Annotated in this window: 16 protein-coding genes; 6 read left to right on the top strand and 10 right to left on the bottom strand. The window is 47.4% G+C overall.

Features of this window, described 5'->3' with window-relative positions; all coding sequences use genetic code 11:
- Positions 1–17 precede the first annotated feature (17 nt).
- From MYF79_RS13155 to MYF79_RS13145, 3 genes are all read right to left on the bottom strand, one after another.
- Positions 18–620, bottom strand: a complete 603-nt coding sequence (locus MYF79_RS13155; protein ID WP_247814321.1) for a hypothetical protein — start codon at positions 618–620, stop codon at positions 18–20.
- A gap of 67 nt (positions 621–687) precedes the next feature.
- Positions 688–1,197: a DinB family protein gene (locus MYF79_RS13150; RefSeq protein WP_247814319.1), complete on the bottom strand. Its 510-nt coding sequence runs from the start codon at positions 1,195–1,197 to the stop codon at positions 688–690.
- A gap of 189 nt (positions 1,198–1,386) precedes the next feature.
- Positions 1,387–2,607, bottom strand: a complete 1,221-nt coding sequence (locus MYF79_RS13145; protein WP_247814317.1) for a M57 family metalloprotease — start codon at positions 2,605–2,607, stop codon at positions 1,387–1,389.
- 375 nt (positions 2,608–2,982) lie between these two features.
- Here MYF79_RS13145 and MYF79_RS13140 point away from each other — a divergent pair, with 375 nt between their 5' ends.
- The 3 genes from MYF79_RS13140 to MYF79_RS13130 all read left to right on the top strand — a co-directional run bounded on the left by MYF79_RS13140 (position 2,983) and on the right by MYF79_RS13130 (position 6,319).
- Complete coding sequence (locus tag MYF79_RS13140) at positions 2,983–3,954, top strand: hypothetical protein (protein WP_247814315.1); 972 nt, start codon at positions 2,983–2,985, stop codon at positions 3,952–3,954.
- Between the two features lie 108 nt (positions 3,955–4,062).
- Entirely contained in the window at positions 4,063–5,091 is a 1,029-nt protein-coding gene (locus MYF79_RS13135) for an aldo/keto reductase (RefSeq protein ID WP_247814313.1), read from the top strand.
- A 31-nt stretch (positions 5,092–5,122) separates the two neighbouring features.
- The gene (locus MYF79_RS13130; protein ID WP_247814311.1) at positions 5,123–6,319 is read left to right on the top strand and encodes a winged helix-turn-helix domain-containing protein; all 1,197 of its coding nucleotides are present in this window, start codon (positions 5,123–5,125) and stop codon (positions 6,317–6,319) included.
- A gap of 12 nt (positions 6,320–6,331) precedes the next feature.
- Here the strand turns inward: MYF79_RS13130 and MYF79_RS13125 are convergent, their stop codons facing one another.
- The 7 genes from MYF79_RS13125 to MYF79_RS13095 form a co-directional block, all read right to left on the bottom strand.
- The gene (locus MYF79_RS13125) at positions 6,332–6,796 is read right to left on the bottom strand and encodes a GNAT family N-acetyltransferase (RefSeq protein WP_247814309.1); all 465 of its coding nucleotides are present in this window, start codon (positions 6,794–6,796) and stop codon (positions 6,332–6,334) included.
- Positions 6,797–6,904: 108 nt separating this feature from the next.
- Complete coding sequence (locus tag MYF79_RS13120) at positions 6,905–7,159, bottom strand: DUF6755 family protein (RefSeq protein WP_247814307.1); 255 nt, start codon at positions 7,157–7,159, stop codon at positions 6,905–6,907.
- 17 nt (positions 7,160–7,176) lie between these two features.
- Positions 7,177–7,704, bottom strand: a complete 528-nt coding sequence (locus tag MYF79_RS13115) for a Rieske (2Fe-2S) protein (protein ID WP_247814306.1) — start codon at positions 7,702–7,704, stop codon at positions 7,177–7,179.
- A gap of 10 nt (positions 7,705–7,714) precedes the next feature.
- A complete protein-coding gene (locus tag MYF79_RS13110; RefSeq protein WP_199657257.1) occupies positions 7,715–8,284 on the bottom strand; it encodes a 4Fe-4S dicluster domain-containing protein in 570 nt (189 codons plus the stop codon).
- Positions 8,285–8,305: 21 nt separating this feature from the next.
- Complete coding sequence (locus tag MYF79_RS13105) at positions 8,306–10,519, bottom strand: molybdopterin oxidoreductase family protein (protein ID WP_247814304.1); 2,214 nt, start codon at positions 10,517–10,519, stop codon at positions 8,306–8,308.
- Positions 10,520–10,555: 36 nt separating this feature from the next.
- The gene (locus tag MYF79_RS13100; protein WP_247814303.1) at positions 10,556–11,620 is read right to left on the bottom strand and encodes a hypothetical protein; all 1,065 of its coding nucleotides are present in this window, start codon (positions 11,618–11,620) and stop codon (positions 10,556–10,558) included.
- A 39-nt stretch (positions 11,621–11,659) separates the two neighbouring features.
- Positions 11,660–12,718 carry a tellurite resistance/C4-dicarboxylate transporter family protein gene (locus MYF79_RS13095; RefSeq protein ID WP_247814302.1) on the bottom strand — a complete coding sequence of 353 codons (1,059 nt, stop codon included), beginning with the start codon at positions 12,716–12,718 and terminating at the stop codon, positions 11,660–11,662.
- A gap of 120 nt (positions 12,719–12,838) precedes the next feature.
- On the opposite strand from MYF79_RS13095, the gene MYF79_RS13090 reads away from it, so the two are divergent.
- The 3 genes from MYF79_RS13090 to MYF79_RS13080 all read left to right on the top strand — a co-directional run bounded on the left by MYF79_RS13090 (position 12,839) and on the right by MYF79_RS13080 (position 15,553).
- Positions 12,839–13,645 (top strand): helix-turn-helix domain-containing protein, encoded by an 807-nt coding sequence (locus MYF79_RS13090; protein WP_247814301.1) that lies wholly within the window; start codon positions 12,839–12,841, stop codon positions 13,643–13,645.
- A gap of 63 nt (positions 13,646–13,708) precedes the next feature.
- Positions 13,709–15,148, top strand: a complete 1,440-nt coding sequence (locus MYF79_RS13085; protein ID WP_247814300.1) for an alpha/beta fold hydrolase — start codon at positions 13,709–13,711, stop codon at positions 15,146–15,148.
- A gap of 210 nt (positions 15,149–15,358) precedes the next feature.
- Positions 15,359–15,553 carry a hypothetical protein gene (locus tag MYF79_RS13080; RefSeq protein WP_247814299.1) on the top strand — a complete coding sequence of 65 codons (195 nt, stop codon included), beginning with the start codon at positions 15,359–15,361 and terminating at the stop codon, positions 15,551–15,553.
- Positions 15,554–15,595: the final 42 nt, after the last annotated feature.

The raw sequence follows: 15,595 nt of genomic DNA, 5'->3' as shown, positions 1-15,595 counted from the left end.
TTTTATTTACAATTTACTTAGTCTTCAGATTGATAAAATGCTTTACGATGTTTTACAGGACCGATTTTTTTTCGCTGTTTGATCACTCTCCCAAATTCATTGCCCTGGGGTATCACTTTAATGATCCTATCGGCAGCAATTGAGTTGGATAAAATAATCTCATAATCTTCAAAGGTAAAGGCCATAAAACCAGCTGAACGCATATGTTCATGCAGCAGCCCCGGATTATTTTTTAATGCAGCTTTCGCAAATGGCATAAATTTATCTCCATCTCTCCAATCCTCTAAGGACCTGTCTGCCGCAATTTGCTCACCGATACGCCATAAAACCGTCTCCCGGTACTCATGCTCCAATATCTTCAGGTCAGTAATGTTCAAATTCCGGTCACCGACCCAATGTCCAAAAGAAGCAGGCAGATCTTCCTGGGTAATTCTGAAAACAATTCCATTGTACTTCTTCCGTGCTCTTACGCGGCTTTGGTTAAAAAAATTGACCCACCACTTGTCCAATTGCTTTATTCCGGTAAGGGGAAAGCAATAAAGACCTGTTTTGGATTTCCGAATACCGTTCTTCAGAATTGATTTAGTGTTGTTTACGGGTGTCCAGTGAACTGCGAGCATTATAAGGATAAATATGGAATGTTATTAATCTGTCCGGGAATAGTAACGATCGGAATACAATATCAGCCTAAAACCCTGTGATTGCCCGTACACACGACAGGTGATGATCATCATGCTCCGCCGCAAAATAAGCCAGGTCAATGATCCGCATAGGCGTTTTCAGCCGTGGATGCAATGCTTTTCCTTCCAGCTGTTCATCTTTCAATGCAAGCAGCTTATTTACCAGCGCCTGTCGCTGTTCCCTGAACCGTTGCAGCAGGGTAACTATTTTCGTAGCGTTATGGTCAGCATCATGTGTTGCCTGGTTCGTCAGGTCGGCAGGCCGCAATTCCTGCAATCCATTTATAAAATCATCTATGCGCCCGGACCACAATGGCTCGATGTCGCCCAGATGCCCTATTTCTTCTTTAATGCTCCATTTGCCGCCTGGCTTCATCGTCAGCAGGTCAGGATCGAGCTGACCGATGATCTCCTCTACACGGGCCGGAGTGCCGCTGAGGCGTTCTATGATGGAAGGCAGCAGTCCGTTGTCTTCAATGATCGGGAATGTCCTTTTAAACCATTCAGTTCTTTTCATGGGAATGAATAATTGTACAGCATCAAATGTAGGTAAATTTAACCTTACATAACCATCAATACGCATTATCCTAAACGCATAAGTGCTCTTGTCTCCCCACATAAAAAGGGCTGCATCAATGCTGATACAGCCCTTTTTCCCTTTGATCGGGAGATCTGTTGCTGCTTCTCCCCTTACAACCCCAATATCTTAATACGCATACCAGCCAACACCTTCATATGTATAGCCGGGTATAAGTGAAAGTTCATTCTGGTTCTTGGTATACATATGATCACCAAACGAGCCACTGTAATACCTGTGTACCGGTACGGCGCCATTAATAGCCGATGGATATACATAAAAAGCGATCCCTTCCAGCGTCCCCGAAGTTTCATTCGGATTAGTGGTATAGAAGTGATCTCCGTTTTGTCTCTGGTACCAGCGATATACCGGCACCGAGTTAGCTACCTGGTTTGGAAATGCAAAGAAGCCAATGCCTTCAAAAATATAATCACTGTTAGTACCATTTCCCAGTTCATTGAGACTGGTTGTATAGAAATGGTCCTGCCATGTAGACCTGGAATAATAACGGAATACAGGCACCGTTCCGGCTACCGGCGGGTTTGCAGGGTACAGGAACTGTACGGTCAGTATGTCAAAACTGGAAAGCGTGGTTGCACCGCTGCCACATTGCCCTCCGTTCATGATAGAGTTAGGATCACCACCTGTAGGAGTGCCCAATATGTGCATTGCATCAAAGTAAGCGCCATTGTCGCCTGAGGTACCGGACTGGGGCTCGCCGGATTGCCAGTTGGTATGTCTGAAACCGATACAGTGCCCGATTTCGTGCGCAATGGTACGTTGACGCTGGTCAAAGGAATTGCCTGCTATCTGGTTGATGTTAATTCTTATCAATCCGCCCGGCTGACCGTTCAGCGGGAAATAAGCCGCCCCGCATACACCTGATCCCAGGTTAGCGTTGATAATGCGGATATGCGCAGTGCCGGAGACAGTAGTGATGGCAAATTTAACCCTGCAGTTGATCACATTATTCCACATAGCAACAGCGCCGTTAATTTCGTTGATGTAGTTGTTCATGGACGGATCAACATAGACCAGGATGTTGGGCTGCACACTATAACCTACATAATTGGCAGTACCGTATTGCTCTGTTTTGGGGCCATTCAAAAGCGATACATCAGGCTTGCTGTTCTTGGCAAATAAAATGTCGCCGTCAACAAGATATTCGTCGCCAATGTCTTTAATTTCACTGTCGCGGTACCCTAATTTCTTAATGTAACTCAAAACAGGGTTTGCAGCATCTGTTCCGGGTTGCTGCGGCGCGACGTCAGTTTTCTTACAGGAAAATAACAGAGATGATACTACCGATAGCACAAGGAGGTAGCGGAAGAAAACAACAGTTTTTTTCATTCGAGATTAAAATTTAAATGGTTAACGATGAAAGTGGGACTAAAAAACTTAACAAGGAACTTACAGTAAACAATAATGAGATCACGTTCCCGCAAAAATATGGGAGCGCTTATAAAGAATACTCATATGATTAAACGGTTTGTACTTAGGGTTTACGAATATAGGCTCGACTATCTGGTTATTTTGATTTTGGGTTACTATTTACGGAATGAATTTAGGCATTTTTCCGGTATAAAAAAACCTCGTAAGTAAAAAAAGAAAAAGGGCGCTATCGCAATGATGACCGGCCTCACCCTAACAGACAACAACACATGGTCGGCAGCTGCATTGGACAAATTTCAGAGAGAATGCTTTATCTGCATTATTTTTACCTGTATGTATTCGCAAGTTCCCTTATCTGCGGATGACCGGCAATTGCTGTCATCCCTCCGCCGGGCTGCCAACCTCGAGATCTACCTCGTTGCCGGTGTTGGCATTGTTCTCATCCTGCTGTCATGCGGTATTGCCGGCATTATGATGTCCGAAAACGATCCCCCCGCCGTCGGGATGTTACTTACATTTTTCCTGGTACTGTTCTGCGTGGGGTTGTTGCTGTTATACAGGTCCATCAGGATCTACCGTAAAACAAAAAGACAATTTGGCCCTATACAAAACAAAAGAATTATTAGTGGCATCCTGCAGCAACTCGAGACGATAGACAAAAAGTACCTGCGCTATACGATAGGCGGTTCTTCTTTCCTTGTATATGTTCCCCTACCGGTATACCTGGCAAAAACAGAATATAAAAGACCTTTCGTTTCAGCGGCGGCCTTGCTCAATACAAATACATCCCTTCACCTGGTACCCATCGAGCCAGGCGTTGAACTGCTCTTACAGTCTCACTACAAGCCATCGCGCTACCAGGCAACAGTGCGTCCATTGCAGGAAGATGACAAACAACGGCAACTGGATAACTTCGTAACAGAACTGAAGATCATTTTTGCCATACTGGCCGTTATGGGAGTGATAGCGGCCATGATCGCCGGATTCAAAAAAGAGGTATGGCTCTTTATCGGACTGCTGTTCCTGCTCATCCTTGTCATCATTGCCTGTGTAACCCTGCCCCGTATCATCGGCATTATGAGAGGTAGCAACAAGATCTGTATTACTACTACCGTCACCGAGAAACTCGAGGCCATGGCCAGGTCTGGCAAAAGCATGTCAAAACATACCTGGTACAGGCTTGGGAATGGCACAGTGGAACAACATCAGCTAACTACATTTCGTCCCGGCGATACAGTGCTGATCGAGCATCTTGAAAAGAAGAATGGCGGCAAAGGGCCCCTGCTGGATATCAAAAAGATATAGGCCATAGAGGGTGCATAACTTTCTTTTGTGATCCATGTCCGGTTATACTAATTTTACCCGGCATTGTAATAACCTGTCACATCTTTTAGCTATTATAAAAACGCGTGTATGAAGTACAGTCAACTCGGCAATACCGGCCTGGTGGTATCCAGGCTCTCTTTCGGCTCTATGACCTTTGGTAACGATCCTTCCATTACGGCAGTGTACAAAGTGACACAGGAAGACGCACAATTAATGGTCGACAAGGCACTGGATGCAGGCATTAATTTCTTTGATACTGCGGATGGTTACTCCGGCGGTCAGTCAGAAGTAATGTTAGGCAAGACCCTGTCCAAACGCCGCCAGGATGTAGTCATTGCTACAAAAGTAGGTTTCAGGACAGGCGAGCCCGTTACACAGGCTGGTCTTTCAAGACGTCATATCCTTTTCTCCTGCGAGCAAAGCCTAAAAAGGCTGAACACAGATTATATAGACCTGTATATCGTGCATAAGGAAGACCCTTATACGCCATTGGAAGAGACACTCGAAACGCTGGATATGCTGGTGCGTGCGGGCAAGGTGCGGTATATCGGCTTTTCCAACTGGACGGTATGGAAAGCGGCCATCGCCTACCAGATGCAAAAGGAACGCGGCTGGGCCACCTTCTCTAATGGACAGATGTATTACTCCCTCCTGGGACGGGATGTAGAACATGATATCGTTCCCTTCATGCAGCACGCAGGCATTGGCATGACTGTCTGGAGCCCCCTGGCCGGTGGTTTCCTCAGCGGTAAGTATACACGGGAAGGCGCGAAAGACCAGGATAACCGCCTATCCGGATTCGACATCTTACCTTTCGACAAGGAAAAAGGCTACGACGTCGTGGATGTGCTGAAGGAGATCGCCGCCGCACACAATGCATCTCCCGCACAGGTAGCATTGTCATGGTTGCTTAACAAACCGGTAGTATCCAGCATCCTTGTTGGCGCCAGCAAGCTGCAGCAGCTGGAAAACAACCTGAAAGCCGTAGAGGTGGAACTAAGTGAGGCAGAGATGAAAACCCTGGATCAACTCACACAGCCAGGCATTTCATACCCTCATTGGTTTGTGCAGAATCTGGCAGACCCGAAACATAAAGAAATACTGGGAACAAAGTAAAAGCGGCCGTTTTTTAACTTACTTCACATCTATGAATCAACAGATCCTCTCTCCTTCACAAGCCAGGAAGATCATTCTCCATGCGGCAGGACTTTCCAGACGGGCGCAGTTTGGAAAAGGCCCGGAGGCCGTCTATAAGCTAATCGACCACCTTGGTTTTGTCCAGATCGATACCAACTATGTTGTCGAGCGCGCGCATCATCATACTATTGTATCGCGTGTGCCCGACTACAAACCGGAATGGCTGGACCACCTGCAGGAGGATGGGAGGATCTTTGAATACTTCATCTCCGACTCAAGCTACATGCCAATGCATGACTTTCGTTTTTCCCTACCGGTAAAGGAAAGCTATGCGGCCAATGGGAAGCCGCTTACACAGCCAGAGATGAATCTCATGAAAAAAGTACTGGACAGGATTGAACGGGAAGGGCCCCTGACGGTAAAAGATTTTGATAACGACCGGCAGGAGGCCAGTTCCGGCTGGTGGGACTGGCGGCCATCGAAGATCGCACTTGAGCGCCTGTATATGGACGGGAGATTGATGTGCACACGGAATAAAGACTTTCATAAACTATATGATCTGCCCATCAATATCCTCCCGGCAGACGTAGATACTACCACCCCGTCGCCGGAGGAGTTTGCCCGGCATGTTATCCTGCGCACATTACAGGCACTGGGCATTGCCTATGTAAAAGAAATAGCCTGGCGTGCCCGTCGTGTAAAGGATCACCTGGTGAAACAGGTGCTGCAGCAACTTGTAGCGGAGGGTGAAGTCTGCCAGGTAAGTATTGAGGGACTTAAAAGCGCGCCCCTCTATATGCTGCCTTCATATAAAAATAAGAAGATCGTTTTGTCGGATGATGCCTTCATTCTTTCCCCTTTCGACGTACTGAACGTGTTCAGACATCGCCTGAGGGACTTCTTTAACTTCGATTACCAGATAGAATGTTTTGTTCCGGAGCCCAAACGCAAATACGGCTATTTTTCATTGCCTGTATTGATCGGAGATACCTTTGTAGCCAGGATGGATTCGAAGGCCGACAGGAAAAAGAGAACACTGATCATCCACAATCTTCATTTCGAAGCAGTAACATTAAACGAAGAGATGATCAGCAAACTCACAGCAGCTATCAAAACATTTGCGGACTTCAACCAATGCAGAGATATCGTCATTACAAAATCGAACAATAAAAAGTATATCAAGGCAATAAAGGAGGGACTGGCGTAGCTGGTCGTTCCTTTACCTTATCTCATAACGCATCGTTGAAAGCAGTTTTTTGAAACCTGCTTTTTCATAGGCCTTTACTGCAGCTGTGTTGTCTTCATACACTTCCAGCCGTACCTCTCTGACACCTTTTGACAGGACCCATTGTTTGAGGCCATCGATTAACCGTTGGTTCAGGCCCATGCCCCTGTATTCGGGCACTACATACATAAATCCCAAATGCGCATATTCCCGGTACTTTAAATATGATTTCGCCTTTTGGATAAGCGCATACCCGCATCCTACCAGCGTACCATCTTTGTCTAATACCAGCAGCTCCGCATCGTCACTTTCTATCAGCATCCTAAGATCATAATAGATAGCCTTCCCCTCTTTGATGGTTTCATCAAAAGGTCTTTCTGCGTCCACCAGCAGCTGGAGGAAATTATCGAGTACAGGCAGGTCATCTGTTGTGGCTCTTCTTGTTTTTATACCATCCATACTATGCAGGCTTAAGATACGAATTCAGTTCGCGGTTAATAAAAAAGATGTTCATTCATCCATGTCGGCACAGATGAAGTTATCAAAGCTATTAAAATCCGCAATGGCTTATTTATTATTTTTTCGCCGGTAGCCCATTGGCAAAAAGTATAACCAGAAAAATCCGATCAGGAATAAGACCAGCGAGGCAATGAATGCGGGTAAGGCAACATCCTTATTCTTTCCGAGTGCATTATTGAGGCCGGTATACAAGAGCCATATCTGTATGCTGATGTTCAGTATGAGGATCACGATCAATGCAGACATCAGTGTATTTGTCTTATTCGGGTGCGCTTTATTCTGCGCGTCTTTGAAGCTGCTCATTGTCTTAATTTGAATATTCAGGTACGGCTGGCTTTTTGATCGGGTTCGCTGTTACCAGCCCTTACAAATACATCCTCTCCATTCAGTACTACTTCCAGTGCAGGCAATGGCCTTGGCGGAGGGCCAGCCAGTACTTCGCCCGTCAGGGCATCGAAGAAGCCCTCATGGCATGGGCATACGATCTGTCCGCTGCCAGGTTTATAATACACTGCACACGACAGGTGCGTACACTTTTGTTCATAAGCCCTCCAGCTACCATCTTCCAGGTGTATGAGAATATAAGGGATACTGCTGCCTTCTATAACGAAAGAACGCGTACCTCCGCGGGGAACCCCAGTTGCCTTGCAAACAAAATGTTCACCCTTTACCGCTTCCTGCGGAAAGAAATTCGCTTTCACGGCTACGTAGGCGCTCCCGGTTGCCAGTCCGCCGGACACCAGGCATAGAAAGCGGGCAAAGTCCCGCCGGCTCACCTTCGTTGCCGCTGTTCTTTCTATTGGAAAATCCCGCTTCCAGTTAGGCTCCTTTTCATTTTGATCAGACATATCTTTTAGTTTAATGGATCTTCAGGTGAGTGCTTCCTTTCGGCATCATGATATTTACTTTGGTAGTAACCTCCTGCTTTCCAAAGATGAATGTATTGACAGGTGTACTGTTTGGACGCATCCGGCTGATCTCTTCGCGTGTTCCATAAAACAGGGCCTGACTGGGACATACAGTAGCACACATCGGCTTCTTGCCTGCGCTGGTACGGTCGTAGCACATGTTGCACTTCATCATCATGTCATACTTCTCTTCTTTTATCGGTACGCCAAAAGGGCATGCCATCACGCAGTTGGAACAGCCGATGCAACGGGCGGTATTCGCGCTGTGCACTACAGCAAATTCATCTTTCGTAATAGCATCTGCCGGGCATACCTCCGCACAAACCGGATCATCGCAGTGCATACATACCTGCACAGTGGTTTGAATAGTAACGGCGCGCTCCACATAATTGACATGGATCATACTTTCCTGGCCATTGGTCTCACATTCGGCGCAAGCCATTTCACAGGCCCTGCATCCAATGCAACGTTGCATATCTACGAAGAACTCCATATTCGTTTTGTAGGCAGTAACTTCCATTGTCGGTGTATTTAATGTGAATCAGATACTATCATATGCATTTGTTTCGCCGGCTTTGGTAAATACGCCCAGGGGCTCCAGCCTGCAGGCGCACACCTTGAATTCCGGTATTTTGGACACAGGGTCAAGCGTGCCTATCGTAAGCTGGTTGGCCGATTTTCGGCCTGGCCAGTGATAAGGAATGAACACGGTATCTTTCCTGATCGTTTCTACGATATTGGCAGCAAAATCTGCAGTGCCGCGTCGGGTAGTCACCCGTACAGTTTCACGTTGCCGTATACCATAACGCTGCGCCAGTTCAGGATGTATTTCCAGTAATGGTTCCGGCATAATTCCTACCAGTTTCCCGATACGCCTTGTTTGTGTACCACTGAGGTATTGAGATACTACGCGGCCGGTAGTGAGCACCACCGGATATTCGGTGTCCGTTACTTCAGCCGGCTCCCGGAATTTCACCGGGTTAAAATGGGCTTTACCATCTGCTGTGGCAAATTTTCTGTCTTCCCACAACCTGGGTGTACCAGGATGATCTTCTGAAGGACAGGGCCAGAAAACACCCATATTATCTTCGATCTTTTTGTAGGTGATGCCATAGTAATCTGCCGTTCCTCCTTTCGAAGCAACACGCAGTTCATTGAAAATAGCTTCTGCATCGGCATAGTCAAATTTATCTGCCGCTCCAAGCCTTGCAGCAATATCCAGGATGATAGCTGTATCAGTACGGGCATTCCCGGGAGGCGTAACAGCCCTGCGGATGCGCACTACCCTGCCTTCTGCTGTCGTTACCGTTCCTTCCTCCTCTTCATGCAGCGATCCGGCCAGTACAAGATCAGCATGCCGGGCCGTTTCACTTAAAAAGAAATCGATGCAGACGAAGAACTCAAGTTTTTCCAGCGCCTCCCTTACATAGTTATTGTTAGGTAATGATACAAGCGGGTTAAAGCAGATGGACAACAGGCCTTTTACTTCTCCCCGGTGTATGGCTTCTATCAGCTCCCAGGCGGTAAGCCCTTTCCCTGGCATTTCTGCTTCCGGGATGCCCCATACATCTGCAATATATTTCCGGTGCTCCGGGTTGGTAATATCACGGTTGCCCGGTAACTGATCGCATTTATGACCATGCTCCCGGCCTCCCTGACCATTCCCCTGCCCTGTAATGGTGCCATAACCGCAATACGGCCGGCCGATGCGCCCCGTGGCAAGTACCAGGTTAATGCACCCCAGCACATTGTCCACACCTTTGGAGTGATGCTCTATGCCACGGGCATGCAACAAAAAGCTCGTCTTGGCCCTGCCCCATAGTTCTGCTGCCAGACGTATCTTTTCCTTATCTATGCCCGTAACGGCTTCCGCCCATTCAAGCGTATAATCCTTTACCGCCGCAAGGGCGTCTTCGAAGCCGGTTGTATGATTGTTGATGAACTCATGGTCCAGCATATCATGGTCTGCCAGGTATTTAAGCATGGCGCCATACAAAGCGGAATCCGTTCCTGGTTTTACAGGCAGGTGTATATCTGCGGTTCTGGCCAGGGGAATGATCCGCGGATCTATGACGATAAGCTTTGCGCCGTTATCCCTGGCCCGCCAGAGCCAATGCGTAAGGGTGGGAAAAGTCTCGCTCACATTGGCGCCCGTCACAATGATCACTTCTGCATGCTCAAGGTCAGCATAGTTGTTGGAAGAACGGTCCAGTCCAAAGGCCTTCTTATTGCCCGCGCCGGCGCTCACCATGCACAACCTGCCATTGTAGTCGAGATTGGCAGTTTTCACCGCCACCCGGGCAAACTTGCCTATCAGGTAACTCTTTTCATTGGTGAGCGATACACCCGATAAAAGTGCGAATGCATCCTTCCCGTAAGCAGCCTGTATCCGTTTGATCTCTGCGCTGACCCTGTCCAGGGCACTATCCCAGGGAAGGGGTTTAAATCCCTCTCCCTCCACTCTCTCCAAAGGTTCCAGCAAACGGTCCGGGTGATTATTCTGCAGATAACGTTGTACGCCCTTCGGGCATAGCCGTCCTTCATTGAAAGGAAATTCCATCCAGGGTTCGAACCCTACTACTTTATTATTCCTGACCAGCAGTTGTATGCCGCATTGCATACCGCAAAAGCAGCAATGCGTTTTCACGGTAGCATCCGGTTCGTCTCTTCCCACATACCCTTCCTGTGGCGCAAAGTTGAGATGAGGGCCAAAATGAGTAATGATCTTTTCGGGAGATACAGGTAGTTTTGCCATGCTGAATGTATTTAGTGCCGGCCTCAGTGCCATTGCTTATCCAAAAAAAGTTCCTCCCTCCTGCCTTGCTTTCAGATGCGCTTTAGCCAGGAGTGAACGTTTACCTTCGGGACTATAGTCAAGATGCGAGGTGCCATCTTCCAGTGTAAAATCAAATCCCACTTCCTTCGTCACTATTTTCAGATCGTCTACATGTAATTGCGTGGTAAATTCTTTACCCGTATGCGGGCACACGGCCATCCCTCTTTTTTTACCCTCCTGTTTATAGATATGCGCACCTATTTGTGCAGGCCGCTGAATGATATGAAAGAATTTACCAAAGGGAATCCATACCAGGAAGAGGATCACTGCAATGGCATGCGTTACCGACATAAAATCGTAGGCAATTCCCTTCATAAACGCATAGCTGAAATTGAGCCCCAATCCTGTCAGGGATATAATAATGAGCAGGATCAGCGGCAGCAGATCGCCTTCAAAAGTTTGTGAAGCGATCAGACCTGCATTGGTCAGTCTTCTGACAAGAAAGATAACAGCGCCGGCAATTACCAGCCAGGAGCACCATGTCAGGGCATGGAAGATCAGAAATGCCAGCACAGATCCCAGTTTAAAGCTCATCACTTTAAAGCCGAAGAAATTGGCATTATATAGTTTAGTCATACCCGGGTCCAGCGCAGTGGCAGGGTCCAGTGTAAAGTTGATCCATCCCAGCGTAAGCGGAACGGTGATCGCGAAGGCGGCAAGGCAACCCGCAGCCAGCATAAAATGCGCGATCCACCGCTTCCTCCCTCTGGGGTAAATGAATTGCTGGAACAACAGGTTTTTAACGGAATCTTTCAGCAGCGTATATACATGTATGAAAAAGCTGCGGGTGAACACCAGTTGCCACGTACGTTTGAAATACATCCGGGTAGGCGGTCTTTGCAGCCATACACAGTAACGGTACACAACGCCAAACAGGGCAAAGAGGGTCCCAAATAAATAGGCAATAAGCGCCGGATCAAAATTCTGTAGTTTCCTCGAGCCATAGAATGATACTAGCACACAGGCAAGTGTCACAATGATCGAGATGACGGCGGCTTTTTTATTGAGAGAGAAACGCATAAACATCCTTTTATGGTTATCAGGAACAAAACAATGAGGTTACGGTTTCTTTGCAGTTGGGAACAGATCGATGAACAGGCCTATCAGCACGATCACCCAGGTCATTAAAGCTAATATAACAAATAATGCCGAAATGGGTTTAATGAAGGTAAAACCTGTAATCAATGCATAGTTAAAAGTACATACGCCATACATCCCCAGCGGGAACACCATGGACCAGTATTGCGGATCGTACTTCAACGGCACCCGGGCAATGAAATGACGATATGCAAACATCAGGAACAACAAAGGGATCCACCAGCTTGCAAAAGCCCAGAAGAACATGGTAAAGGCCTGTATGAAATTTGCCCACTGGCTCAGCTCCTCATGCGTCCTGGCATACATCACGAGGCGGGAACCCGCCAGCGATATAATAGCTACAGCACCCATATTGATCCAGTACGGAGGTGTAAGCGTCTCTGCTTTCATACTGAAAAAAAGCCAGCGATAAAGGATCAGCCCGATCAGCACAAAATAGAACATGCCGCCTGTCATATAGGAACAGAGTGAGATAAACGCGATCAGCCAGTGAAAAGGACTACTGTTGGCAATAACAGCTCCCAGCACTGCCACCGATTCTGTAGAGACCACTATCAGCAGCCACGCGCCACTAATGCTCTGCTGCAGCTCCGGCTTCGGTTCCTTGAGAATGTTCACCAGGAAAAACGTGTATAGTATAAGTGCCCAAAGCGCAAACCCCACAATCCATATGATCAGCGCTATATCCATACGCCCTGCAATGATAGCCACCTGGCTTCCCAGCACATTGTTGCCCGCTACCAGCGTCAGAAATGTTACGCCCCTGGCCGGATGATGAAGATCATTCCACACAATAACCGGGTATTTCACGATGCGGAGAATAAGGATGACCCAGAGCCCGGCATAGAAAACCACATTCAGGCCAAGGAAGATACCGGCTAAGAGGGTATACTTCCACAGGAACAAACCAATGGACACAATACCCGTGGCCATTACCAGCGCAAAATAACCGGGAAAGAAGTTTTCCAGCGATGTGGCCATAACGGGCTGACCAGGATGTGCGAGTGTGGATTGAGACATGATATGGGTTTTATACAACGAATCTTAACGGCATATAAAAATAGGGAATTAGACGAAGCGGCAGCACAAGCGGAGCAACTCCCTGTAACATGCCGGATTAATCCTTAACTTAGTTCCCGTATGGTAGAAATCTTCGATAATATCAGGCAACTCTACAACTTCAGCGCTCCCTGTCCTGAACTGGAAGCGTATATCGAATTCATTTCCGAATCCTCTTTCGAAGAAACTGCATTACATGCGAATAACAGCTCTTTTACCGTAAAAATGTTCCCCAGCTGGACGCCTACTATGTGGATCAACCTGGGCGCTTCCTATCGCCTTATAACGGCTAAAAACAATTATCATATCGGCGCTGCCGATGATGTGCTTGTTTTAAGGGATTCGGTCACGGAACGTCAGAACCTGCCGGCAGATTATATCTTCACCGTAAAGTTTTTCCCCGGCGGACTGGAAGCCATACTGGGCATCAACCAGGCACAGTTCATCAACACAGTGGTCGCATTAAAGGATATACTACCAGCTATGCTTCTTCACCACGTTAAAACCGCAGCATCCTTTGAAGAAAGAATGACACTGTTGCAGCACTTCTTTTTATTGCAGCTTTCCAGGCAACAAAAGAAAGACCACTATATCCATCTTGTAAAGAACAGCATTGACCTGTATGCATCCAACCGTATGCAGTACAACACCAGCGAGATAGCAGAAAGATTATTTGTCAGCTCTAAAACCATCAACCGTTACTTCCATAACGTTGTTGGCCTCAGTCCCAAAAAGTATTTCTCCATCCTGCGGGCAAGAGCGGCCCTGACTGCCTATGTAGCTGCCAGGGAAACTTTCTCTCCCTGCCACCACGGCTATCACGATATGAGCCATTTCTATAAGGAAGTGATCAGCTTCACGGGCCGGCGCCTGGCAGTGCAACAGTAAAAATGTCCGTTTTTTACCTGGACTGCTGATGCAAGCCGTACTATTTTTGATAAAAAGCCATTCATGAAGAAAGCGTTCTTATTAACCCTGGTCACCATCGTTTTCCTGCCTGCTGTTGCTTACCCGCAGGAGAAACGCAACTATCAGCCTATTATAGAACCATGTGCATGCCCTGTCAAAATAGACAGCAGCTTCAAAACCCGCTGCGCCTATCTTGTAGTGCCGGAGAACAGGAAAAAGAACAACGGCAAAACCGTTAAGCTGCCATTCATCATTGTTGAAAGCAAGAACCCCAATAAGCAGCAAGATCCGCTTCTTTTCACAGGCGGAGGGCCAGGCGCCGGCTCCCTGGGATGGGCAAGAGGCGCTGCGGCCAGCCAGGTCATTAATGACAGGGACTGTATCGCCTTCGAACAGCGGGGCGCAGGCTATTCCTTACCCGGTCTGTCCGGCCCGGAACTGGGCGCCGCCATCAAAGCGTCCTATCAAAAGAACCTCAATAAGGACAGCATGGTGATCGAAGGTGTAAAACAACTCCGCAAGGGATTGGAAGCCCGTGGCATTGACCTTTCAGCCTATAATACAGACGAGACAGTATCCGACATCCATGATCTGCTGTATGCCCTGCAGATCGATTCTGTTAACCTGATGGGCATCTCCTACAGCGGAGGTCTCATGCAGGCGGTTTTACAGCGCGATCCTTCCCGTATCAGGACACTGATACTAGACTCCCCATTACCAACCTTCGTTCCTATCGACGAAGACGAACCTGCCAACTTTAATGAAGCACTGAACATATTGTTTGAGCACGTTGAAAAAGATTCTACTGACAAGGCAACATATGGCAACCTTAAAGCGCAGTTCGTCCAATACTTCACCGCCATAGGCCAGACACCTTTTTATATCTCTTACCTGGAAAAGGGTACGACAGATTCCATCCGCGTACAATATACCAGGAATGATCTCTTCGATATTATCCAGAACTACTTTTCCAATCCATCCGCAATACCTCATGTTATCAAAGAACTGATCAAAGGCAACCATCGCGCCTATGTAACTGCATTGCTGGACGATATTTTCAGCGGCTACCGCGGCCCCTCCGGTATGCGGATCTCCGTATACTGTGCCGACCAGGCCGCATATCACCATGAAAATGTTCTCCGGCAGCTATACAATGCCTATCCCTACATGGAAGGTTATCATATCAACGATGTTTACAATGCTATGTGCGATTGCTGGACATATACACCTGTCATCCCTGCTACCAAACAACCCTTTTACTCTCCCAAACCAGCTTTACTGGCCGACGGTGAAATGGATAATGCCTGCCGTCCCTTGTACATTGATATGATCCATCACTATATGCCGAACAGTCAGCGTCTACTCTTTACACAGCGGTCTCATGGCATAGGAGGAGGGCAATTACAACCTTTCCTGATACACTTCCTTGACCATCCCTATGAAAGACTGATATCGGACAAGCAAAATATAATTGTGTACTAAAGCATGCTTCGCCATTCCTCCACCTGTTGCCTGCACATAATGGTCAGCAATCAACAGAAAGACGCCTCTGCCGCATTCATCAATGAAGCATGACGCGAATGTATCGTTTATTTCAGTCGCGGCTACACTTACTGACGAGAATCAGTCATACCTCATCAGGAATACTAAACCCTGACGGGGTCAGAAAAACAATACATACAGCCCCTGTCTGTGAAGCACTTTTTACCTGTTGCACACCCATTATTGTACCACCTGGACAATCCAGTGATCTACGCACCCTGCAAAGGCGCCTTCACATTTACACGCAGCTCATCTCCTACAGAATCTGGTTACAGCAATAAGGCGGCCGGCAAAGGCGGTGGTGAAGGATTCCCGGATGCAGGCACACAATTCCTGGCATTTTAAATGTCAGAATAACACTTTTATTGTTATTTTGGGAAGAATTTC

The organism is Chitinophaga filiformis (genome assembly GCF_023100805.1).
GTDB classification, from domain to species: Bacteria; Bacteroidota; Bacteroidia; order Chitinophagales; family Chitinophagaceae; genus Chitinophaga; species Chitinophaga filiformis_B.
Note: the sequence above shows the minus strand (reverse complement) of the source record. Positions and strands in the feature narration are given on the sequence as shown.